Raw genomic sequence first — 22744 nt, 5'->3', positions numbered from 1 at the left:
AAGGACGCGGCCGTTCTGCTTTCTTTATTTCAAGGCCGTCGCATCGGCGGTCGTAACATGTGACACACGTTGAGAAGAGGTCTGACATGACCCATAAAATCGCAATTCTGGGCGCCTCGGGCTATACCGGCGCGGAACTGGTGCGGCTGATCGCTGAACACCCGAACATGGATATCGTTGCGCTGGCCGCTGAACGGAAGGCGGGAATGACAATGGCGCAGGTTTTCCCCCATCTGCGCCACATGGACCTGCCGGATCTGTGCAAGATTTCCGAGATCGATTTTTCCCGGATCGCTCTGTGTTTTTGTGCCCTTCCGCACAAGACCAGTCAGGAAGTGATCAGTGCGCTGCCTAAGGATCTGAAGATCATCGACCTGTCTGCTGATTTCCGGCTGACTGACCCGGACGAATATGAAAAGTGGTACGGAAACCCGCATACCGCGCTCGAGCAGCAGGAAGAGGCCGTTTATGGCCTGACCGAGTTCTATCGCGACGAAATCCGGGACGCGCGACTGGTGGCGGGCACGGGGTGCAATGCGGCAACCGGGCAATACGTTCTTCGGCCGCTGATTTCTGCCGGAGTGATTGATCTGGACGATATCGTGCTGGATCTGAAATGCGCTGTTTCCGGGGCAGGGCGGTCGCTGAAAGAAAACCTGCTGCACGCCGAACTGAGCGAGGGCGCCAATGCCTATGCCGTCGGCGGGACCCACAGGCATCTGGGCGAATTCGATCAGGAGTTTTCCAAACTGGCCGGGCGTACGGTTCATGTGCAGTTCACACCGCACCTTATCCCTGCAAACCGGGGCATTCTGGCCACGACATACGTAAAAGGCGACCCGCTGAGCATCTATGAAACGCTTGCAAAGGCGTACGCGGACGAGCCTTTCATTCAGATGCTGCCAATGGGCGAGACACCGTCGACCCACCATGTGCGCGGGTCCAACTTCTGTCATGTCGGTGTTGTGGCAGATCGGATCGAACGGCGCGCGATCGTGATCGCGGCGCTGGATAACCTGACAAAAGGTAGCAGCGGCCAAGCCTTGCAGAACGCCAACCTGATGTTAGGTGAGATTGAAACCCAAGGCCTGATGATGGCTCCGTTATTCCCGTGAGGATGGTATGAAAACGCTCAAGAAACGTCGCCGAGTACAAGTCATTCTGGTAGCTGTCGTTGCCTTGGTGGCGTCGACGGCATTGATTGGGTATGCCATGCGCGATGGAATTAACTTTTTCCGCTCGCCAAGCCAGGTGATTGCCGAACCACCCAAACCGACCGAGGTCTTTCGGATTGGCGGCCTGGTCGAAGAAGGTTCGATCATCCGTGGGCAGGGTGAAACCGTGCGCTTTGTCGTTACCGATGGCGGCGAAAGCGTCAAGGTTTCTTTTACCGGCGTCCTGCCTGACCTGTTCTCTGAAAATCAGGGTATGGTGGGCACCGGAAGCTACGTGAACGGCGTGTTTGAAGCCACTGAAATTCTTGCAAAACATGACGAGACTTACATGCCTAAGGAAGTCGTGGACGCGTTGAAGGAACAGGGTGTATACAAAGAGGCCGAAGACAGCTGATCCAACCGGATTTCGTATTGAGGGCGTTGCGCGCGGGATGCGGGCAGCGCCCTTAATCATTCGAGCTTGTTAATCCTTTTTCAGGATCGTCAGCGCCATTCAACGAAATGAGGGCGCCATGCAAACGGTTCGGCAGATTGCCAAAGAAATTGTGCATCGGGAAGGCGGGTTCGTAAGCGACCCGGACGATCCGGGCGGGACAACCAAGTTTGGTGTCACGATCCATACTATGCGCAGGCTTGGATTGGATCTGACCGGGGATGGGCTGGTTGACGAAATGGACGTTCGGGCGCTTACTCAACGCGAGGCAGTCGATATCTTTGTTCAGCACTACTTTGAAAAACCGCGTATCGCGCTGCTGCCAGAGGTTCTGCATGCTTCTGTCTTCGATATGTATGTGAATGCGGGTGCACAGGCGGTGAAAATTCTGCAACGGCTATTGCGCGAAATGGGGTTTGAAGTTGTGGCAGATGGCGTGATCGGCGTGCAAACGGCGCAGGCGTGCGAAGAGGCGGCACAGCCTGATCCCAATGCGCTGCGCGATGCGTACGGCGTGGCGCGGCGGAACTATTACTTTCGGCTCGCCGACAAACGCCCGGCATCCAGAAAATACGCGCGCACCCGGTCCGGGGTCAAAGGCGGCTGGATCAAAAGGGCCGAAGAGTTTCTGTCGCCGCGCTATCGTTTGTCAGAAAGTGAATTCAACGAAAGGGTTTCGGCATGGGGCTGATTTCGGGAGTATTGGCGCTGTTGTTCGGGGGCGGTCGCAACGCTGTGCGTGAAACGGTTGAAATATACCGGGAAAACGCTGAGTCTCGTGCTCAGAGAACAACAGAGTTGCAAAGCCAGGCCATGACGCAGTTTGGCGGAGAGTTTCAGGTTGCTGAGAAAGGCCTGTTCGACCGCGTCATGGATGGTGTCAACCGGTTGCCGCGCCCGGCTTTGGCACTTGGAACGCTGGGATTGTTCGTTGCCGCAATGGTAAATCCACTGTGGTTTGCCGAACGTATGCAGGGCATTGCACTGGTGCCGGAACCTCTTTGGTGGTTGCTGGGCGTGATTGTGTCTTTCTATTTCGGTGCGCGCCATCAGATCAAAATGCAGGATTTTCAGCGGGATATAGGTGCAGCGATGCAGCGCTTGCCGACGGTCATGGGAAACATAGAAACGGTACGGGCCATGCGCAGCGACAGTCCGGGCGTCGCCGACCCTGGCCCCGATGCCAACCTGATACAGAACGCCTCACATCTCGACGCGAACCCTGCACTGAACGATTGGCGCAGGCTTCGGGGGCGCTGACCCGCGACACTATGTGCCCCCGGATCATGCGAAAGTTAATGGCCCCCGGTTCGGCCTCGGAGTATATTCCGGGACATGATTACAGAGCTCGGCCACTTCGCCCTTATCCTCGCCTTTTTCGTTGCCATCGTGCAAAGCGTGGTGCCTTTGATCGGCGCTTCAAAAAACTGGACCGGCTGGATGGCGTTTGCAGAGCCTGCTGCCATCGTCCAGTTCCTGCTAACTGCGTTTTCCTTCGGTGCGCTGATCTGGGCTTTCATAATGTCGGATTTTTCGCTGCGGATCGTGGTCGAAAACAGTCATTCAGCAAAGCCTATGCTTTACAAGATCAGCGGGACGTGGGGAAACCACGAGGGGTCGATGCTGCTGTGGGTGCTGATTGTCACTCTGTTCGGAGCGATGGCAGCTTTCTTCGGGGGCGGGTTGCCACCAAGCCTGAAGGCGCGTGTGCTGGCGGTACAATCATCCATCGCAGTCGCGTTTTTCGCATTCATTCTGTTAACTTCGAACCCGTTTGACCGGCTGGCAATAGCACCATTCGACGGTCGCGATCTGAACCCTCTCCTGCAGGATCCCGGTTTGGCTTTCCACCCGCCGTTTCTGTATCTCGGCTATGTGGGTCTGAGCATGGCTTTCAGCTTTGCCATCGCGGCACTGATCGAAGGGCGTATCGATGCGGCCTGGGGGCGATGGGTTCGCCCATGGACGCTGGCTGCCTGGGTCTTTCTGACCATAGGTATCGCGCTGGGGTCCTGGTGGGCCTATTATGAGCTGGGCTGGGGCGGTTTCTGGTTCTGGGACCCGGTTGAGAACGCTTCGTTCATGCCGTGGCTTCTGGCGGCGGCGCTGCTGCATTCCGCAATCGTTGTGGAAAAGCGCGAGGCGCTGAAAAGCTGGACCATCCTGCTGGCGATCATTGCATTCGGGTTTTCGTTGATCGGGACATTCATCGTTCGTTCAGGGCTGCTGACGTCGGTTCACGCCTTTGCCAATGATCCCGAGCGTGGTGTCTTTATTCTGATCATTCTGGTGATCTTTATCGGTGGCGCGCTGACCTTGTTTGCAGCACGGGCGCAGGCTATGGAGGCCAAGGGTGTCTTCGGCATGGTCAGCCGTGAAAGCGCGCTGATCGTGAACAACGTGTTGTTGGCGGTCAGTTGTTTCGTGGTTTTTGTCGGCACCATGTGGCCGATGTTGGCCGAGATGATGTTTGATCGAAAACTCTCGGTCGGGGCTCCGTTTTTCAATGCTGCTTTTTCACCGTTCATGGTACTGCTGGGATTAATTCTGCCGATTGGATCGATGCTGCCGTGGAAACGCGGGCGGATTGGAAAGACAGCTTGGTCCCTGCGTTATGCCTTTGGTCTGGCTCTGGCGATTTCCTTGTTGGTTTGGGCGATGCAGACCGGGCGCAGCGCTTTGGGGCCAGTGGGTCTGTTCCTTGGGGCGTGGATTACGTTTGGCGCCACAGTTGATTTGTGGAGCCGTACAGGTCGCAACGGCAGTCTGAAACGCTTGTTCCGTCTGCCGGGCGCGGATTGGGGCAAAGCCGTCGCTCATACCGGACTGGGGGTCACTATCTTTGCCATTGCCGGCCTGACGGCGTGGGAGGACGAGGATATTCGCGTCGCTCAGCTCAAACAACCTTTCGAAGTCGGGCAGTTCACACTGACGCTGCAAGACGTCCGTCGGGTTGAGGGGCCGAACTATTTCTCGACCACGGCGGATGTTCTGATTGAAAAGAATGGCCGCCCGATCGGGACATTGCATCCCGAAAAACGGGATTACCCCGTTGCGCGAATGCCCACGACAGAAGCCGCGATCGATTATCGTTTCCTTGGGGATCTCTATGTCGTGATCGGCGATCAACAGGCAGATGGCGGCTGGGTCATGCGAACCTATATCAAGCCGCTGGCAAACTGGATCTGGGGTGGATGTATCCTGATGGCGCTCGGCGGTGTCCTGAGCCTGTGTGACAGGCGGTTCCGCGTGGCCGCAGGTGCCAGAAAAACCCCGGTTGGCGGAGTACCTGCGGAATGAAACGCCTTGTTCTGATTCTGATGATGCTCGCATCACCTGTCTTTGCGGTTCAGCCTGACGAAGTACTGGATGACCCTGTTCTGGAACAACGGGCACGCGATCTCAGCGCCGGATTGCGTTGCCTTGTGTGTCGCAATGAAAGCATTGACGAAAGCAACGCAGATCTGGCCCGAGACCTGCGTCTGCTGCTGCGGGAACGGTTGGTCGCAGGGGATACGGACGAACAGGCCATCGCGTTTATCGTAGATCGGTTTGGCGAATACGTCCTTCTGAAGCCGACCACCAGCGGCTCGAACCTGCTTTTGTGGTTGGCAGGGCCCATCATGCTGTTGATCGCTGCTGTGGTTGGGCTGAACTTTCTCCGAGCCCGGGCCAAGGCTCATGCTTCGGTTGACTCCGCGGCGTTGAGCGACGACGAAAAAGAACGTCTGCGTCAAATTCTTGAAGACTGACGCGTGGTTCCGCTTTTCCCGTTCCGTCAGGGCCAGTAAGTGTGCAAAAACACTTGGCGCGACGGGAGGGTTTTCATGAATTACGAAACGGTTGCTTTGGATATTACAGACAGTCTGGCAGTTCTGACACTGAACAGGCCGGACAAGATGAACGCACTGACCACTCAGATGCGGGCAGAGATTACTCACGCCATGAAAGACGCAGCGGTCAAGGCCCGCTGTATAGTTATCACCGGTGCTGGTCCTGCGTTTTGTTCGGGGCAGGACCTGGGTGATGCGTCGTCAACCGGCAAGATCGATCTGGAACGGTCGTTGCGCGATGAATATGAACCGATGTTGGACACGATCCACAATTGCCCGGTGCCCACGATTGCCGCGGTTAACGGACCGGCAGCCGGGGCAGGCGCCAACCTCGCCCTCTGTGCCGACGTGGTAATTGCGACGGAAAGCGCCTATTTCCTGCAGGCATTTGCACGTATCGGCCTGCTTCCTGATGCTGGGGGAACATGGTTCATGCCTCGCCAGATGGGGCTGGCCAAAGCAATGGGCGCGGCCTTGTTTGCAGACAAGATCACTGCAAAGCAGGCGGATGAATGGGGCATGATCTGGGAAGCCGTGCCGGATGACGTATTTGTCGACCATTGGCGCAAAAGGGCAGAGTATCTGGCGAAAGGTCCCACGGCGGCCTATGACGCGATCAAGCGGGCCATTCGCGGAACCTACGAAAACACCCTGCAACAGCAGCTTGAGACCGAGGCGCACCTGCAAGGCAAATGTGGCCGCTCCAGAGATTTCGCCGAAGGCGTGGTGGCCTTCATGGAAAAACGCCCTCCGAAATTCGAAGGGCGCTGATCAGGCTGGTATCATGCGCGGCGGCGGCGGCGTGTGCGGCGTTCCGGTGCCGCATCGTCATCCGTCCCGTCCGAGGCGGATGTGAACGGACCCAGAGCATCAGCAATCTGATCGAGAGTCGGGCGTTCGCCACGAGGCGTGGTGTCCAACGCTTCACGCATCTTGCGCAGGTGATCGGGCATGGTTCCGCAGCACCCGCCAATGATAGTCGCGCCGGCATCCCGCGCCATGGCGGCATACTGCCCCATCAGCTCGGGCGTGCCGTCATAGTGGATGTGACCATCCACGTATTTTGGAATGCCTGCGTTGCCCTTCGAGATCAGTGGGCGCTCAGTCCCTTGCGCGGCAAAACCCAGAACGGTGCGCAGAATGTCAGATGCGCCAGTGCCGCAATTGGCGCCAAACGCGATAGGCGGATTCGGCAAGGTTTCGACCAGTTGGGCCAGATCGGCTGATGTCACACCCATCATCGTGCGACCGGCCGTGTCAAAGCTCATCGTGCCGCACCAGGGCATGTCGGTCAGGGCAAAGGCTTCGGCAGCGGCGCGGAACTCTTCGGGTGCGCTGATGGTTTCCACCCACAGAATATCCACGCCACCTTCTTTCAGCGCTTCAGCCTGTTCGTGGAACATTTCCACTGCTTCGGCGTGCGACAGGCTGCCGACCGGTTCCATGATTTCTCCGGTTGGGCCGACCGATCCTGCAACAATGACAGGTCGTCCGGCTTTGTCGGCGACTTCACGTCCCAGCTCTGCACCGATGCGGTTCAACTCTCCCACGCGATTTTGCGCGTCGTGCAGTTTCAGCCGTGCCGATGTGCCGCCGAATGTGTTGGTCAGGAACAGGTCGCTGCCTGCATCAACCGAACCCTGATACAGCGCCCGGATCTTGCCCGGAGCATCCACGTTCCAAAGTTCAGGAGCGTCACCAGACTGCAGGCCCATGTTGAACAGGTTCGTCCCTGTTGCACCATCGGCCAGAATGGCGTCATTGGTTTCCAGAAGCTTGCTCAGCGCGTTTGTCATAGGGTTGATCCAGAAAAAGGCGCAAAACGCCGTTAAAAAAGAGACGCCCCGTGTCTCATGACCAAGGCGTCAAATCAAATTCATAAAACTCATGAAGATCATGAGTCAGGCACCTGAGGTTCAGCCTTTCTCGCTCAGGACCTGCGCCTTGGCTTCCGGCAGAAGATCGGCCATTTTTGCGCGGATTTCGTCGTCCGAGGACAGGTTTCCGAGATCGCCCGAAACCTTGCGTACGACATCTTCGTGTCCGGCTTCCTCAAAGTCTGAAATTACAACCGTCCTTGCATATTCCTCTGCATCTGCACCAGTTTTACCAAGCTTTTCTGCGGCCCACAGACCCAGAAGTTTGTTGCAGCGGGCCTGCGCCTTGAACTGCATCTCTTCATCATGGGCAAACTTGGCTTCAAAGGCGTTTTCGCGTTCGTCGAACGTGGTCATAGGGTAAGGACCTCTTGGGTTACATCTTGTTTCCTGATGATATGACTATACGACGTCCCATACGCAAGGGATTTGCGCTGCGTCAAAGCCTCTCGGGTACATGAACTTGCGGGAAATGGGTGCTTGGACTATGAGGACGCCAACGTGAGGGGACTCAATCCCTCTGTGCAGAGTGGAAAGGTCGCTTATGGCGCGTCGCAAGAAAATCTACGAAGGCAAGGCCAAGATTCTGTACGAAGGCCCTGAACCGGGCACGATCGTTCAGTATTTCAAAGATGACGCTACTGCCTTCAACGCGGAAAAGAAGGACGTGATCGACGGTAAGGGGGTGCTCAACAATCGCCTGTCCGAGTTCTTCATGACCGGCCTGACCCAGATCGGCATCCCGAACCACTTCATTCGCCGCCTGAACATGCGTGAGCAGTTGGTTCGCAACTGCGAAATCGTTCCGCTGGAAGTGATCGTGCGCAACTATGCCGCCGGATCGATGTCCAAGCGTCTGGGTATCGCAGAAGGCACCCAACTGCCCCGACCGATCGTCGAGTATTGCTACAAGGACGACTCGCTGGGTGACCCGCTTGTCACCGAAGAACACATTGCCGCTTTTGGCTGGGCCAGCCAGCAGGACATGGACGATATCCTCAGCCTCGCCCTGCGGGTGAACGACTTCATGAGCGGTGTGATGCTAGCGGTGGGCATCCGTCTGGTGGACTTCAAGATCGAGATCGGACGCGTGTTCGAAGGCGACTATCAGCGCCTGATCGTTGCTGATGAAATCAGCCCCGACAGCTGCCGCCTGTGGGATATCGAAACCGGCCAGAAACTGGACAAGGACGTCTTCCGCCGCGATTTGGGCAGTTTGACCGACGCCTATTCCGAAGTTGCACGCCGACTGGGCGTCCTGCCCAGCAACAATGTCACCAAACCGACGCTGATCAACTAAGCAGGGTTGGATCGGAACCTCGCCAAAGCGCCGCGGCTGTGTTTGCGGCGCTTTTTCGTTGGCGGTTGAATTTGACAGCCTCCCGTTACCTGAGCATGTTTGCCCCGTGCAGTCACAAAAGGTTCAGGATGGGTGTCAAATGGCTGAACTGTTTGATCAGACGGTGTTTCTGAAGTTTCTGGCAGCCGTGCTTGCAATCTTCAATCCGCTGTACAATATCCCGATCTTTCTGAGCATGACCAAGAACTGTACTGCGGCCGAACGGCGGCATGTTGCGGTCGTTGTTACGATTTCGGTTACTGTTATTGCGCTGACCGCGGTTGTGATCGGGGAAGAAGTGCTCGGGGTGTTTGGTATTGATGTGCCGTCTTTTCGGATTGCTGGCGGGATCATCATTTTCGGAATCGGGATGTCGATGTTGAAGGCCGAGGACAGGCCGCCGGGCGATCAGGCTGCGATGGACGACGGGCATGAGCGCAAATTGAATTTCGCCGTCGTACCGCTGGCCATTCCTCTGACCATCGGGCCGGGCACGATTGCCATTACGATTGTTTTTTCGCACCAACTCTCTAACGGCGCCGAAATCTTGACGCTGGGTTCGGCGATCCTGATTGCCTGCGCGATCGTGGGGCTGGGTTTGTTGTTCGCAGATCAGATCTCGCGCCTGTTGGGTGAGACAATGATCAATGTCCTGACCCGGATCATGGCAATCCTGCTGGTCGCCGTCGCGGTCGAGATGGTTCTAACGGGCACGTTCCATGCAATTGATGCGCATTATCCGGGATTGGTCAAAGAAAGCGGATAGTTGGATTGCTGCGGCAAACTGCTTTGCAAACAGGGTTGTCGAATGCCATTTGGCGCGCTATCCCCCGCGCAACGGAATGGGCCGCAGATTGCGGCCCGCAGGTGGAGTTGCCAAAATGAAAGCACGGGTTCATGTGATGCTCAAGAACGGGGTGCTGGACCCGCAGGGCGAAGCAGTTCGGCACGCATTGGGTGCAATGGGCTTTGATCACGTCGAAGGTGTGCGTCAGGGCAAGGTCATCGACCTTGAACTGGCCGACGGCGCGACCGAAGCAGATGTGACCGAGATGTGCGAAAAGCTGTTGGCCAACACGGTTATCGAACGCTACGAGATCGAACTGGTCTGATTGAATGCGGGCCGCGCGTCTGATCACCTCCCGTCAGCCGCTTGAGGTAACGACGATCCCGGATCCCGCACCTGCGGAAGACGGCGTGATCGTGCGGGTGCTGGCCTGCGGCGTGTGCCGGTCAGACTGGCACGCGTGGTCTGGTTCGGATCCGGACGTCGTCTTGCCCATCACTCCCGGGCATGAATATTGCGGAGAGGTGGTTTCAGTCGGCGCGCGCGTCACCCGGTGGCGTGTCGGGGATCGGGTGATCGCACCTTTCATTCTGGCTTGCGGCCGGTGTCCGGATTGCGCGCAGGGTCATCAGACGATCTGCCCCGATCAGGTTGTACCGGGGTTCACCTGTGACGGCGCTTTTGCGGAATACATAGCGGTGGCGCATGCCGATGCGAACCTGACGTCATTGCCGGACAGTATTGCGCCGGAAACCGCGGCCGCGTTGGGGTGTCGGGTGACGACAGCCTGGCAGGCTCTGGTCGGTCGGGCAAAGGTTCAGGGTGGTGAATGGATCGCTGTCTTCGGCGGCGGCGGAGTAGGGATATCCACGCTTCTTTTGGGTAAGGCGCTTGGCGCTCGTGTCGTGGTTGTCGATATCACGGATGATAAACTGAACTATGCCAAGGCTCTGGGCGCTGACGCGGCGGTCAATGCGGCTACCTGCGATGCGCCGCAGGCGGTGAAGGATCTCACCGGTGGCGGTGCTCATGTTGCGATTGAGGCGCTTGGCGTTGAAGTGACGACCGTTTCAGCAATGCGATCCCTGCGTAAAATGGGGCGCTTGGTGCAGATCGGGATGCCTGCCGGGGACCACACTCAGATGGCGTTGCCGATGGATGTTCTTTATTCCGGTCAGCTTTCTGTCTTCGGAACGCGTGGAATGCCAAGCTGGCGCTATCCCTCTTTGTTGTCGCTGATTGCAGGCGGCGGAGTTGAACTGAGCCCATTGGTCACGCGAAAAATATCTCTGAACCAGGTGAGCACAGAGCTTGCCGCCTTTGACCATTCAACTCCTCCGGGTGTTGCGGTCGTCACCGATTTTGTCTCGTAGGAGGGCCCGCCATGCGTGCAGCCGTAATCGTATTCCCCGGATCAAACTGTGACCGAGACCTCGCGGTCGCTTTCGAGCAGGCCGGTTTTCAGGTCGACATGGTCTGGCACAAAGATGCCGCGCTGCCGGAAGGCATTGATATCGTAGGCGTTCCAGGTGGTTTTTCCTATGGCGACTATTTGCGCTGTGGTGCAATTGCCGCGAAATCTCCGATCTGCAAGGCCGTGGTCAATCACACCGAACGCGGCGGTTACGCCTTGGGGATTTGCAACGGATTTCAGGTTCTCACGGAAACGGGTATCCTGCCGGGGGCGCTGTTGCGAAATGCCGGGTTGAAATACATCTGCAAGACCGTGGGCCTGAAAGTCGCAACCAGCGACAGTGTTTTTACCGGCGGCTACAATGCGGGCGACGTGATCGGTATTCCGATCGCGCATCACGACGGCAACTATTTCGCAGATGACGCGACGCTGGCGGCGTTGAGGGATCAGGACAGGATCGCATTCACCTATACCGAGAACCCCAACGGTTCGGTCGGTGATATCGCGGGGATCCTTTCCGAAAACCGTCGTGTTCTGGGTATGATGCCGCACCCCGAACGCGCGGCGGACCAAGGGCATGGCGGCACCGACGGGGCGGCGCTGTTCCGCGCATTGTCAGGTGTGTTTCAAGCGGCGTGACTTGAGGTCACGCGCGCCCACGCGTAACGTCTGACCATGAACTCGGACGTGCGATCAGGCTGGTCAAAACTGCTGAAACCGTTTCGCGGCGCCCCATTGGGGTGGCGGCTGCGGCTGGCTGTTCTGGTTTTGATGGTGGCGACAATCACAACGGTTTGGGTCACCAACCGTCTGCTGACTGACAGGTTCACCGAATCCACACGCAACCGGGCCGAGCTGCGCCTTGCGCTGTATTCCGGTAATTTGCTGAGCGAATTGCGGCGCAATTCCATCGTGCCGCAATTGCTGGCGCGGGATCCGACCCTGATTTCGGCGTTGCAATCCAGGGACTATTCGCTGTCGACGCAGCGATTGATTTCTTTCGTCGAAGAAATCGGTGCGGCGTCGCTGAGGTTGTTGGATGGTGACGGGCGAACGGTTGCAGCGACAGATCGGAGTAAACTGGGCGAGGCACACAGGAACACTTCGTATTTCGTGGACGCGATCCGGTCAAATGCGACGATCTTTTCCGTCATACCCAAGGAATCCGGCGGGTACAGCTTTGTCTACTCACGGCGACTTGAAAACAGCGCTGAAATACTGGGCGTAATTGTTGTCGAAGTCGATCTGCAAAAGTTTGAACAGGCCTGGGCCGGTATTTCTGATGCGGTGATGGTTACAGACAGCACCGGAACCATCATCTTGTCTACTGAGCCGCGCTGGCGAGGTCTAGATGAGGGCTCGGCCCTGCTGCGTCAGCCACCCCAAGGGGCCATCCAGCGGGCCATTCGCGCAACGACCGACTGGACAGCTTTGCCACCCGACGCCTACCTGCAAGGCGAGGCGGTAATGCGTCTGGAAACGCGCATTCCATTCCGCGGCTGGCAAATGACGTCATTCACGACCTATGCCTCGATCCGCGAGAAAGTGAACAGCGTTCTGGCGCTCGAGATCATGGGATTTGCGATTCTTCTGGCGCTGGCGTTCTACGCGCTGAGCCGACGCGCGACGTTGCGCATGACCCTGTTTCAGCGCGAGTCGGCAGAGCTTCGCGCATTGAACGCCCGGCTACAGCGGGAAATCGCTGAACGCGAACGGGTTGAAAAGACGTTGGATTTGGCTGAACAGACCCTTGCCCAAAGCTCGAAACTGGCGGCATTGGGTGAGATGTCAGCCGCGGTCAGTCACGAGCTGAATCAACCGCTGGCTGCAATGAAAACCTATCTGGCCGGTGCCCGTCTGCTGTTGCGTCGAAACCGGCCTGAAGAAGCGCTGGCAAGTTTCGGTCGCATCGATGGTCTGATCGAACGGATGGGGGCGATTACGCGGCAGCTCAAATCTTACGCCCGCAAGGGGGCGGACGCGTTTTCACCTGTAAACCTTGGCGAAGCACTGGCCTCTGCCTTGTCGATGATGGAACCGCAGTTGCGCCAGCGCCATGTCAAGATCACTCAGATCCTGCCTGAAGAACCGGTGATGGTGATGGGGGACCGGATGCGGATCGAGCAGGTTATGGTCAACCTCTTGAGAAACGCGCTGGACGCCACCAAATCAATGGCAGAGCCAGATGTGGAAATCATCCTGGCGGCGGGTGATACGGCTGTACTGACGGTGCGCGACAACGGGCATGGGATCGAGAATATCGAGAACCTGTTCGAGCCGTTCTATACCACCAAACAACCCGGAGATGGAGTTGGGCTGGGGCTTGCCATCTCGTCAGGGATCGTGAACGACCATGGGGGACGGTTGACTGCGCGCAACGGCCAATACGGCGGTGCGGTGTTTGAAATGCAGTTGCCAGCACTGGGAAGCGACGGCCTCGAGGCCGCGGAATAACGAGGAATGACTATGGCACAGGCCATGAAAATTGCCATTGTGGATGACGAACAGGACATGCGCCAGTCAATCAGCCAATGGCTTGCTTTGTCCGGATATGACACGGAAACCTTTGCCAGCGCGGAAGATGCGCTCAAGGTTCTGGGTCCGGATTATCCAGGGATCGTAATCTCGGATATCAAGATGCCGGGTATGGATGGCATTCAGCTTCTGAAAAAGCTGATGGGAGCCGACAGTACCCTGCCGGTGATCATGATCACCGGTCACGGTGATGTCCCGATGGCGGTTGAGGCGATGCGGGTTGGCGCGTTTGATTTCCTTGAAAAACCGTTCAATCCAGACCGTATGTCTGAGCTGGCCAAACGCGCCAGCAATGCGCGCCGACTGACACTGGACAACCGTGCGCTGCGGCGCGAGCTGTCCGGTGGCACGCAGATCATGAACAAGCTGATCGGTGCCAGCCCGGTTATGGAGCGGCTGCGTGAGGATATTTTGGATCTCGGCCAGGCCGACGGTCATGTGTTGATCGACGGAGAAACCGGAACCGGGAAAACCCTTGTAGCACACGCGCTTCATGCTGTTGGCAGCCGTGCAGGCAAGAAATTTGTCCTTGTATCCTGTGCTGCGCTTGAAGAAGACGCACTGGCCAAGCGTCTCTTTGGTCCGATGATGCCCGAGGATGCGCAACTGCCTGCCATCGAAGAGGCGCGGGGCGGGACGCTGGTTCTGGAAGATGTCGAAGCGTTGAGCGATACGTTGCAGGCCAAGCTGTTGAGCGTGATGAACGAGCAAGGCACACCTGCGGAGACTCGGATCGTTGCCATCTCGAACTTGCAGGAGGCGGGCAAGACGTCGGAAGACGTGCTGCGCCCAGATCTGTTCTATCGCCTGGCGGCGCTGCGCATCACCATGCCACCGTTGCGCCAGCGTGGGGAAGATATCCTGACCCTGTTCACCCGTCTCAGTGAGCAGTTTGCCGAGGAATATGGTTGCGATGCACCTCAGGTGAGCGCGCAGGAGGCGGCGCAGTTGTTGCAGGCCCCCTGGCCGGGCAATGTGCGTCAGTTGATCAATATTGCCGAACGGGCGGTGCTTCAGTCGCGTCGTGGGTCAGGCACGATCGCGTCGCTTTTGATGTCGGATCATGAGGAAATGCAGCCGGTGATGACGACCGAAGGCAAGCCGTTGAAAGAATATGTCGAAGCGTTCGAGCGAATGCTGATCGACAACACGATGCGCAGGCACAAGGGCTCGATTGCGTCTGTCATGGATGAGCTGTGCCTCCCGCGTCGGACGCTGAACGAAAAGATGGCGAAATACGGCCTCCAGCGTTCGGATTATCTTTAAGCGATGCGATCGGGGGCTCTGCCCCCGTCGCCTATGACGCCTCCCCCGAGATATTTTTGGCCAGATGAAGTGGATCCGTCACGCTGGTTGGGTGATGGAATGCAGTTTGCCCATTGTCTTTTCCACAGGGTTGCTTTTATTGTGTCCGAACGGGCCGGGTGTATTTGACGCCTACAAGTCCCGAATCTTTGAGTTTCGCTGCTGATCCGTTGGTGAGGATCAAGACCTCGCGGTTCAGCAGACCGATTGTGCCTCGATAGGGGCAGTAGAGTACCTGAGCCCGGAACATCTGGGCGAAAGGAATAAATGGGCAGGCTGCGTTCAGACGCGCCTGTCGGAGAAGAACCGCGATGACGCGCGCGCAACGATTGAGAGAACGGGCAGGGGGCCAAAGCGCCAGACCCTGCCGCGCGCCGTCCGATATCGCCCTGACAAGACACCTCCCCAAAAGCGCCTGTCCGCCTGGACAGGTCAGGACAACGCGTTTGGCGCGGTGCACCAAGGACACATGGCTAAGAAAATGCTTATCGATGCCACCCACGCGGAAGAAACCCGCGTCGTGGTGGTGGACGGAAACAAGGTCGAGGAGTTCGATTTTGAGTCCGAAAACAAACGCCAGCTTGCTGGCAACATCTATCTTGCAAAAGTAACACGGGTTGAGCCGTCACTGCAGGCGGCTTTTGTGGATTATGGCGGGAACCGGCATGGTTTCCTGGCGTTTTCCGAAATTCATCCGGACTATTACCAGATCCCCGTTGCTGACCGCGAGGCGCTGATGGAGGAAGAGCGCGCCTATGCCGAGGCAATGAAGGCGCGCGATGAGGCTGAAGAGGCCAAACCCAAGAAGCGGCGTTCCCGGACACGTTCAAAGGCCGCGGATGTGAAATCCGACGATCCGGTCGAATCGATGGAGGTGTCGACGGAACCATCCGGCATGGAAACCATTGATTTGGATGAGGGTGACGATTCCAACGGAGACGTGCCCGAGGGTACCTCGCCGATGGAAGTCGTCGCTGAAACTCCGGTAGAGGAGCCAGATGGTGACGACGCGCTGGCGGCCGAAGAAGCGGCTGTAGCCGCATCGGATGAGGACGCGTTAGACGTTGCCGAGGTTGTCACGGAACAGGCTGTCGAGGCGTCGAAAAACGACGCAGACGATCAAGCCAAGGAGGCTGTGGAACCCGAAGAAGCAGTTCAATCGGAAGGGGATGAAACCCAATCTGAATCGGCGCAAACAGAAGAACCTGTTGACGCTTCTGAGGATCAACAGGACTCCGATGAGGACGGCAACGATACGCTGAACGCTGACGCTGCTTCAAAAGACGCTTCGATTGAAACGGTAGCTGATGAGGATGACAGCGAAGACATTCGTCCGCCGCGCAAACCGCGCCCGCGTCGCTACAAGATACAGGAAGTCATCAAAGTACGTCAGGTCCTGCTGGTTCAGGTCGTCAAGGAAGAGCGCGGTAACAAGGGTGCCGCTCTGACCACGTATTTGTCGCTGGCCGGTCGCTATTGCGTTTTGATGCCGAACACGGCGCGCGGCGGCGGCATCAGCCGTAAGATCACCAATGCGCCGGACCGTAAAAAACTGAAAGAGATTGCTGCGGAAATTGATGTGCCTACCGGGGCTGGTCTGATCATTCGGACTGCAGGGGCCAAACGCACCAAATCCGAGATCAAGCGCGACTATGAATACCTGCAGCGCATGTGGGAACAGATCCGCGAACTGACGCTGAAATCCATTGCGCCCGCGAAAATCTATGAGGAAGGCGACCTGATCAAACGGTCGATCCGTGATCTTTATAACCGCGATATCGACGAAGTTCTGGTTGAAGGCGAGGGCGGATACCGCATCGCCAAGGATTTCATGAAGATGATCATGCCGTCTCACGCCAAGAACGTGAAACGGTATGAGGATGCGCTGCCGCTGTTCGCGCGCTATCAGGTGGAAAGCTATCTGGCGGGGATGTTCAACCCGACCGTACAGTTGAAATCCGGTGGCTATATCGTGATCGGCGTGACTGAAGCACTGGTGGCGATCGACGTGAACTCGGGCCGTGCCACGAAGGAAGGGTCGATCGAGGAAACCGCGCTCAAGACCAACCTTGAGGCTGCTGAAGAGGTTGCACGGCAGTTGCGTCTGCGCGATCTGGCCGGTCTTATCGTGATCGACTTCATCGATATGGATGAGCGCAAGAATAATGCGGCCGTTGAAAAGCGTATGAAAGAGCGGTTGAAAACCGACCGTGCGCGCATCCAAGTGGGTCGTATTTCGGGCTTTGGCTTGATGGAAATGAGCCGTCAGCGCCTGCGCCCCGGTATGATCGAGGCAACGACACAGCCTTGCCCTGCGTGTCATGGCACCGGCCTGATCCGCTCGGACGACAACATGGCTTTGTCTATCCTGCGTCAAATTGAAGAAGAAGGTACCCGTCGACGTTCGCGCGAAGTGTTAGTACGCTGCCCGGTTAGCATCGCCAACTTCCTTATGAACCAGAAACGGGAACATATTGCGCAGATTGAGGCGCGGTACGGCCTGTCGGTAAGGATCGAAGGGGATATTCATCTGGTCAGCCCGGAATTCTCGATGGAGAAATTCAAGACGGCCAGCAGGATCGTTCCCGAGGCCACGGCGCCTGTCGTGTCGGTCGATGCGTCGCTGATGGATCTTGTCGATTCCTCTGACGAGGAAGAGGCTGAAGAGGAAATCGCTCAGACCGAAGAAGAGACAAAACCCAAGCGCAAACGCCGTCGCCGCCGCCGCAAAAAGGGCTCGGGCAATGGCGACACGCAGGAGCAGAGCGCGGAAGAGGACGAAACGCCTGCACAAGAAGACGCAGAGAGCGATGCTTCTGACGTTGAAAATGCTGAATCGGCTGAAGCTGAAGCTTCGGAGGAAGAGAAGCCTGCCAAGCCCAAGCGCAAACGTGCTCCACGTCGTCGTAAGAAAGACGTAACAGCGGAAGAAGCTACAAATCAGTCTGAAGAAACAACTGCCATTGCGGTTGAAGCTGTTGCAGAAGAATCAGCGACCGAAGAAGCTCGCGAGAGCATTGAGGGTGAAGGCGTTGAGGTCTCAGCGGATCAGGTTGAGGTGACCGCTGAATCTGTCGAAGCGGAACCTGATTCGTCGTTGCCAACAGAGCAATCTGTAAACGGCACGGATATGGCGCATGCGGCGGAACAGACCGATGAGTCAGAAGAGCCATCTATGGAAGCTGTGGAAGCATCCGAGGTAAAAGATGCCGACGATCCCGTCGATGACGCGCCAGTAGCAGCTACGCCCGAGCCGGTGCTGGAAGCCGTCGCGGAAGAACCTGACCCTGTATCAACTAAGCCTAAACGGCGCGGTTGGTGGTCGCTGGGAAGTTGACAAAAAAGGCGGGCTGACAGGCCCGCCTTTTTTTGACCTCACGAAAGGTCAGCAGGATTTCCGGATCAGATAAATCTGATGCGCGCCGTCAAGGTCTTGCGAAAGTAGCGTGTGTCCGGCCTCGGCACAAAAATGTGGGACATCCACTATGGCCGCAGGATCATCGGCCAGTACCCGCAGAACAGCACCTTCAGGCATAGACTTCAGTCGTTTTCGGGCTTTCAGGACGGGCAACGGGCACAACAGGCCCAAGGCGTCCAGGGTATCTGTAATCTCTGACATGATTTTCGGGATAGGGTGAAGTTGTAATATTGTCCAGATTTCGAGCACGAGGATGTGACTGTTTGGCCCCGTGACGGATCGTTCTTCATCACATATGTGCAGAAACATGTTCGGAATCGAAATCATAGACGCGGGACTTCTGCCCGCCATGTTCGTCGCGCTTCTGGGTGGTTTGATCAGCTTTCTGTCGCCCTGCGTATTGCCCATCGTACCGCCTTACCTGGCGTATATGAGCGGCGTCACCATACATGAGATGCAGGACGAGGCGCGCGCGCGGCGCAAGGCAACCATGTCGGCCCTGTTCTTTGTCATGGGCCTGTCGACCGTCTTTTTGCTGCTTGGATTTACCGCATCGGCCTTTGGCGCGTTTGTGCTGCAAAATCAGGTGCTATTTGCCAAGTTATCCGGAGCCGTTGTTATTGTCTTCGGTCTGCACTTCCTGAATGTTTTCCGGATTCCTTTTCTGGATCGCGAAGCACGGATTGAAACCGGTGATTCCGGTGGTTCGGTCTTTGGTGCCTATATCCTTGGCCTTGCTTTTGCATTCGGTTGGACTCCGTGCATTGGGCCACAACTGGGGGCGATCCTGTCACTGGCTGCCAACGAAGCCTCGGTTGCACGAGGCACGCTTTTGCTGGGTGTTTACGCTGCGGGTTTGGGTATTCCGTTCTTGTTGGCAGCCATGTTCCTGAATCGCTCTATGACCGTGATGAACCGGATCAAACCGTATATGGGCACGATCGAGAAGGTCATGGGCGGCCTGCTGTTGTTTGTCGGAATAATGCTGATCACGGGTCTTTTCACCCGCTTTAGCTGGTGGCTGCTGGAAACCTTCCCGGCGCTGGCAAATTTCGGTTGAGCACCTGACCCTCTTACCTTGACCTCAAGCCTGCGTTAACCTGCGCGTCAGAAGGTAAGGGCATGAGCAGTCACACAAATCAGCCGCAGGTGCGCAGACGTCGGGTGTTCTATATACCCGGATACGATCCGATGCCGCCTCGGCGGTATCGAGAGTTGTATCGCACCGAGTCTCAAAAACAGGCCCGGATCTCGGGGTACGAGATCGCAATCGCCCCAAAGACGACAGGCGAGCGTTTTGGGTGGCGTGTGACCTCGGAACAAGATGGCCTGACCGTTGAAACTGAGTTCGAGGTTCTGGTGTGGTCCGACATCGTGCGCGACAGCATGTCGGTCTCGATTCCGGCGACCTATTGGCAATTGGCGCGCACGGCCTGGATCTACATTTCAACCGGCACATTGTGGCGTCTGATGCGCCTCCGTAAGGGGCCGGTGATCGCGGCGTTGTATCCAGTAGGTATGTTGGTGTCCCAGTTGCTGATTGCGCTTGCGGTAGCATGGGCATGCACAGCCATGGCAGGTTGGTGGGGGCTGTTCCCGGGAGCGGCCGCAGCCGTTGCGCTGTTGTTATGGTTCCGCAAGGTCGACAACCGGCTGTTTGCTTACTACCTGATGCATGATTACGCTTATTCTGCACAGTTGAAGGGAAAAACTCCTGCCAAGCTGCATGACAGGTTGGCTGCGTTTCGAGAAACGATCGAAGCTGCGCTTAAGTCCGATGTGGATGAAGTGCTGGTCGTAGGCCACAGTTCGGGCGCGCATATGGGAACGTCTGTTCTGGCTGAACTGATCCGAAAAACGAACGTGCAGGAGCGGCGGGCAGCACTGTCTTTCCTCAGCTTGGGGCAGGTTGTTCCGATGGTTTCGTTTCTGCCTCAGGCATACGAGTTGCGGTCCGACCTGCATTTCCTGTCCACGCGGTCTGAACTCACCTGGGTCGATGTCTCTGCCCCCGGAGACGGCTGCGCCTTTGCTCTTTGCGATCCGGTTGCGGTCACGGGGGTTGCGCGCTCTGACAAGCGTTGGCCGCTGGTCCTGTCGGCGGCCTTTACGCAAACGTTGTCGCCGGAACGCTGGAAGGCGTTGCGATGGCGGTTTTTTCGTTTGCACTTTCAGTACCTTTGCGCGTTCGACAAGCCGAGAAGCTATGACTATTTCCGGATAACGGCTGGTCCTTTGACGCTGAAGCAAAGGTTTGCGGATCGTGAGGCTTCGCGCAGCCGCATCGAGACGCCTGTGTCCAAGTTCACCTCGGTACGCCCATGACCCCGCCCAAGCCAGAACCGCGCCCTGATAAGGTTTCTTTGCTGCGCTATTTGAAACTGTTCAGACATGACCTGCTGTCGGCCCAGCCAGCCCGGCTGTATCGCGCGTGGATGGCCGAATTCAAAACTCCGTTCTTCCGGTCGTTCATGATCAATCAACCGGACCTGATTCAAACGGTCCTCAAGAAGCGACCTGACGATTTCCCGAAATCTGGCAGGATCAGCGAAGGCCTGCGGCCGTTGCTTGGCAATTCGGTATTTCTGACCAACGGTGAGACTTGGAAACGACAGCGGAGGATTATCGATCCGGCGTTCGAAGGCGGGCGGTTGAAGGATACATTTCCTGCCATGCTGGCTGCTGCCGAGGCGTGCGTGGAACGGTTGCGACCTCACGTCGGCGGACAAATCGAATTTGAAGAACAGACAAGCCATGCGGCGGCGGACGTCATATTCCGCACCTTGTTTTCCGTTCCTATCGAACACGTTATTGCCAGTCAGGTGTTTGACAAGTTTCGGGCCTATCAGCGTGAGCAACCTTTGCTGAATCTCGCGGCCTTTGTTCCGTTGCCAAAGTGGCTGCCCCGGTTCCATTCCAGGGCGACGAAACAAAACGCGCGGGATATCAGGGCGCTGATTGCGGAACTCACCGGAACACGCGCAAAGGCCATCAAGGACGGAACGGCACCGGATGATCTGGCGACCAAGATCATGACAACGGCTGATCCCGAAACCGGACAGTTCTTCGACCCCGAGGAAATGGTTGATCAGGTAGCGATCTTTTTTCTTGCCGGGCATGAAACCAGTGCGTCCGCCCTGGCCTGGACGCTGTACCTGATGGCCCTTTACCCTGAATGGCAACAGAAAGTTGCAGATGAAGCCGCTGTTCTGGATGACCCTTCATTTGTTTCTGTTTCAAAACTCAGGATCAGTCGGGATGTGTTTCGCGAAGCGCTACGCCTTTATCCTCCGGTGCCCATGATGGTCCGCGAGGCCACGTGCCCCGAACGGTTCCGTAACAGGGATGTGCCGGTTGGCGCGCAAATCGTGATCAGCCCCTGGCATTTGCACCGTCAGGAGCGTTTGTGGGACAATCCGGACGGTTTTGATCCTATGCGTTGGGACACGGAAAACGGCAAGCGCTGCCAGCGCGACGCCTACATTCCGTTCTCTGCGGGCCCCCGAGTGTGCACCGGGGCCGGGTTTGCAATGGTCGAAGGGCCGCTGATCCTGTCGATGCTCTTGCGCCGTTTCCGGTTCGAAACAATCCCGGGAAAAACACCTGTTCCGGTCGCACATCTGACGGTTCGATCTAAAGATGGCATATGGTTACGCCTGTTTGAGCGCTAACAACCTACCATCGGTTCACGCCCTGTTGTATGCGGGGAAGAACATCGGAATCATCATTGAACGGGAAAACAATATGTCCAAAGCAGAACAGCGCGCGCAGATGATCAACGGCACGGGCTTTATCGCGGCACTGGATCAAAGCGGCGGATCAACCCCGAAAGCGCTTGCGCTGTATGGTGTCGAGGCATCTGACTACAGCTCAGACGAAGAGATGTTCGGTGAAATCCAGAAGATGCGTGCCCGCATCATTCTGGCCGACGACTTCACCAAGGACAAAGTGATTGGCGCAATCCTGTTCGAGCGTACGCTGGGGGAAGAGATCGAAGGCCGCAAGGTTGCCGACTACCTGTGGTCGGTCAAAGGTATCTTGCCTTTCCTGAAGATCGACAAAGGCCTGGAAGAACAGGCAAACGGCGTCCAGGTGATGAAACCGATCCCCGGTCTGGCCGAGACCCTGGCCAAGGCCGATGGTGTGTTCGGCACCAAGGAACGCTCTGTCATTCACGAAGCGAATGCCGACGGCATCGCGGCGGTGGTTGCCCAACAGTTCGACGTTGCCCGCGAAGTCACCGATGCCGGTATGGTTCCGATCGTGGAACCCGAAGTTAACATCCATTCGCAAACCAAGGCCGAGGCAGAAGAAATCCTGAAGGCGGAAATCCTCAAAAACCTCGATCAACTGGCCGAGGGTCAGGAAGTGATGCTGAAGCTGACGATCCCGACAAAGGCAAACCTGTATGACGCGCTGGCAGACCACCCGCGGGTATTGCGAGTTGTGGCCTTGTCGGGCGGTTATTCGATGGAACAAGCCTGCGACCTGTTGGGTCAGAACGGCAAGATGATCGCATCCTTCTCGCGGGCTTTGACCGAAGGTCTGTCGAAGCAGCAGTCAGATGCCGAATTCAACGCGGCTCTGGGTGGTAACATCGACAAGATTTACAAAGCCTCGGTCTGATC

At 57.1% G+C, this 22744-nt stretch carries 22 protein-coding genes; 19 read left to right on the top strand and 3 right to left on the bottom strand.

Annotated features, from left to right (window positions below; genetic code table 11):
* Positions 1-86: 86 nt before the first annotated feature.
* The 7 genes from argC (at position 87) to AC2FEB_RS02920 (ending at position 6212) form a co-directional block, all read left to right on the top strand.
* Positions 87-1115, top strand: coding sequence for an N-acetyl-gamma-glutamyl-phosphate reductase (gene argC / locus AC2FEB_RS02950; RefSeq protein ID WP_117869052.1), 1029 nt, complete (start codon positions 87-89; stop codon positions 1113-1115).
* Positions 1116-1122: 7 nt separating this feature from the next.
* Positions 1123-1569, top strand: coding sequence for a cytochrome c maturation protein CcmE (gene ccmE, locus AC2FEB_RS02945; protein ID WP_299636146.1), 447 nt, complete (start codon positions 1123-1125; stop codon positions 1567-1569).
* 118 nt (positions 1570-1687) lie between these two features.
* Positions 1688-2299 (top strand): holin-associated N-acetylmuramidase, encoded by a 612-nt coding sequence (locus AC2FEB_RS02940; RefSeq protein WP_117869050.1) that lies wholly within the window; start codon positions 1688-1690, stop codon positions 2297-2299.
* Positions 2290-2868 carry a holin family protein gene (locus tag AC2FEB_RS02935; protein ID WP_496883834.1) on the top strand — a complete coding sequence of 193 codons (579 nt, stop codon included), beginning with the start codon at positions 2290-2292 and terminating at the stop codon, positions 2866-2868. The genes AC2FEB_RS02940 and AC2FEB_RS02935 overlap by 10 nt, the downstream gene beginning before the upstream one ends.
* 75 nt (positions 2869-2943) lie before the next feature.
* Positions 2944-4908: a heme lyase CcmF/NrfE family subunit gene (locus AC2FEB_RS02930; protein WP_117872766.1), complete on the top strand. Its 1965-nt coding sequence runs from the start codon at positions 2944-2946 to the stop codon at positions 4906-4908.
* On the top strand, positions 4905-5360 hold the full coding sequence (locus AC2FEB_RS02925; protein ID WP_117869048.1) for a cytochrome c-type biogenesis protein: 456 nt from the start codon (positions 4905-4907) through the stop codon (positions 5358-5360). Before AC2FEB_RS02930 ends, AC2FEB_RS02925 begins: the two co-directional genes overlap by 4 nt.
* A 75-nt stretch (positions 5361-5435) precedes the next feature.
* On the top strand, positions 5436-6212 hold the full coding sequence (locus AC2FEB_RS02920; RefSeq protein ID WP_117869047.1) for an enoyl-CoA hydratase-related protein: 777 nt from the start codon (positions 5436-5438) through the stop codon (positions 6210-6212).
* Positions 6213-6223: 11 nt separating this feature from the next.
* Here AC2FEB_RS02920 and bmt read toward each other — a convergent pair whose 3' ends face one another.
* Positions 6224-7237 (bottom strand): betaine--homocysteine S-methyltransferase, encoded by a 1014-nt coding sequence (gene bmt / locus AC2FEB_RS02915; protein WP_496883833.1) that lies wholly within the window; start codon positions 7235-7237, stop codon positions 6224-6226.
* Between the two features lie 120 nt (positions 7238-7357).
* Positions 7358-7675 (bottom strand): DUF1476 domain-containing protein, encoded by a 318-nt coding sequence (locus AC2FEB_RS02910; protein WP_117869045.1) that lies wholly within the window; start codon positions 7673-7675, stop codon positions 7358-7360.
* Between the two features lie 187 nt (positions 7676-7862).
* Here AC2FEB_RS02910 and purC point away from each other — a divergent pair, with 187 nt between their 5' ends.
* The 8 genes from purC (at position 7863) to AC2FEB_RS02870 (ending at position 18035) form a co-directional block, all read left to right on the top strand.
* Positions 7863-8618 carry a phosphoribosylaminoimidazolesuccinocarboxamide synthase gene (gene purC, locus AC2FEB_RS02905; protein ID WP_117869044.1) on the top strand — a complete coding sequence of 252 codons (756 nt, stop codon included), beginning with the start codon at positions 7863-7865 and terminating at the stop codon, positions 8616-8618.
* Positions 8619-8757: 139 nt separating this feature from the next.
* The gene (locus tag AC2FEB_RS02900) at positions 8758-9423 is read left to right on the top strand and encodes a MarC family protein (RefSeq protein WP_117869043.1); all 666 of its coding nucleotides are present in this window, start codon (positions 8758-8760) and stop codon (positions 9421-9423) included.
* 115 nt (positions 9424-9538) lie between these two features.
* Positions 9539-9769, top strand: a complete 231-nt coding sequence (gene purS, locus AC2FEB_RS02895) for a phosphoribosylformylglycinamidine synthase subunit PurS (protein ID WP_496673019.1) — start codon at positions 9539-9541, stop codon at positions 9767-9769.
* Positions 9770-9773: 4 nt separating this feature from the next.
* The gene (locus AC2FEB_RS02890) at positions 9774-10817 is read left to right on the top strand and encodes a zinc-dependent alcohol dehydrogenase family protein (RefSeq protein WP_496673022.1); all 1044 of its coding nucleotides are present in this window, start codon (positions 9774-9776) and stop codon (positions 10815-10817) included.
* Positions 10818-10828: 11 nt separating this feature from the next.
* The gene (gene purQ, locus AC2FEB_RS02885) at positions 10829-11497 is read left to right on the top strand and encodes a phosphoribosylformylglycinamidine synthase subunit PurQ (RefSeq protein ID WP_496673025.1); all 669 of its coding nucleotides are present in this window, start codon (positions 10829-10831) and stop codon (positions 11495-11497) included.
* A 36-nt stretch (positions 11498-11533) separates the two neighbouring features.
* On the top strand, positions 11534-13312 hold the full coding sequence (locus AC2FEB_RS02880; RefSeq protein WP_496673028.1) for a sensor histidine kinase: 1779 nt from the start codon (positions 11534-11536) through the stop codon (positions 13310-13312).
* Positions 13313-13324: 12 nt separating this feature from the next.
* Positions 13325-14659 (top strand): sigma-54-dependent transcriptional regulator, encoded by a 1335-nt coding sequence (locus AC2FEB_RS02875; RefSeq protein ID WP_050603452.1) that lies wholly within the window; start codon positions 13325-13327, stop codon positions 14657-14659.
* Between the two features lie 508 nt (positions 14660-15167).
* Positions 15168-18035 (top strand): Rne/Rng family ribonuclease, encoded by a 2868-nt coding sequence (locus tag AC2FEB_RS02870; RefSeq protein WP_496673031.1) that lies wholly within the window; start codon positions 15168-15170, stop codon positions 18033-18035.
* A gap of 48 nt (positions 18036-18083) precedes the next feature.
* Here the strand turns inward: AC2FEB_RS02870 and AC2FEB_RS02865 are convergent, their stop codons facing one another.
* Positions 18084-18317: a sulfurtransferase TusA family protein gene (locus AC2FEB_RS02865; protein ID WP_117872764.1), complete on the bottom strand. Its 234-nt coding sequence runs from the start codon at positions 18315-18317 to the stop codon at positions 18084-18086.
* Between the two features lie 106 nt (positions 18318-18423).
* Between AC2FEB_RS02865 and AC2FEB_RS02860 the strand changes: the two genes are divergently transcribed.
* The 4 genes from AC2FEB_RS02860 (at position 18424) to AC2FEB_RS02845 (ending at position 22742) form a co-directional block, all read left to right on the top strand.
* Positions 18424-19176, top strand: coding sequence for a cytochrome c biogenesis CcdA family protein (locus AC2FEB_RS02860; protein ID WP_117869038.1), 753 nt, complete (start codon positions 18424-18426; stop codon positions 19174-19176).
* A 62-nt stretch (positions 19177-19238) separates the two neighbouring features.
* Positions 19239-20441, top strand: a complete 1203-nt coding sequence (locus tag AC2FEB_RS02855) for a hypothetical protein (RefSeq protein ID WP_496673035.1) — start codon at positions 19239-19241, stop codon at positions 20439-20441.
* The gene (locus AC2FEB_RS02850) at positions 20438-21787 is read left to right on the top strand and encodes a cytochrome P450 (protein WP_496673038.1); all 1350 of its coding nucleotides are present in this window, start codon (positions 20438-20440) and stop codon (positions 21785-21787) included. Before AC2FEB_RS02855 ends, AC2FEB_RS02850 begins: the two co-directional genes overlap by 4 nt.
* Positions 21788-21860: 73 nt before the next feature.
* Positions 21861-22742 carry a fructose bisphosphate aldolase gene (locus tag AC2FEB_RS02845; RefSeq protein ID WP_496673040.1) on the top strand — a complete coding sequence of 294 codons (882 nt, stop codon included), beginning with the start codon at positions 21861-21863 and terminating at the stop codon, positions 22740-22742.
* The last annotated feature ends 2 nt before the right edge of the window (positions 22743-22744 follow it).

Source organism: Ruegeria sp. YTSC106, assembly GCF_059609765.1.
Note: the sequence above shows the minus strand (reverse complement) of the source record. Positions and strands in the feature narration are given on the sequence as shown.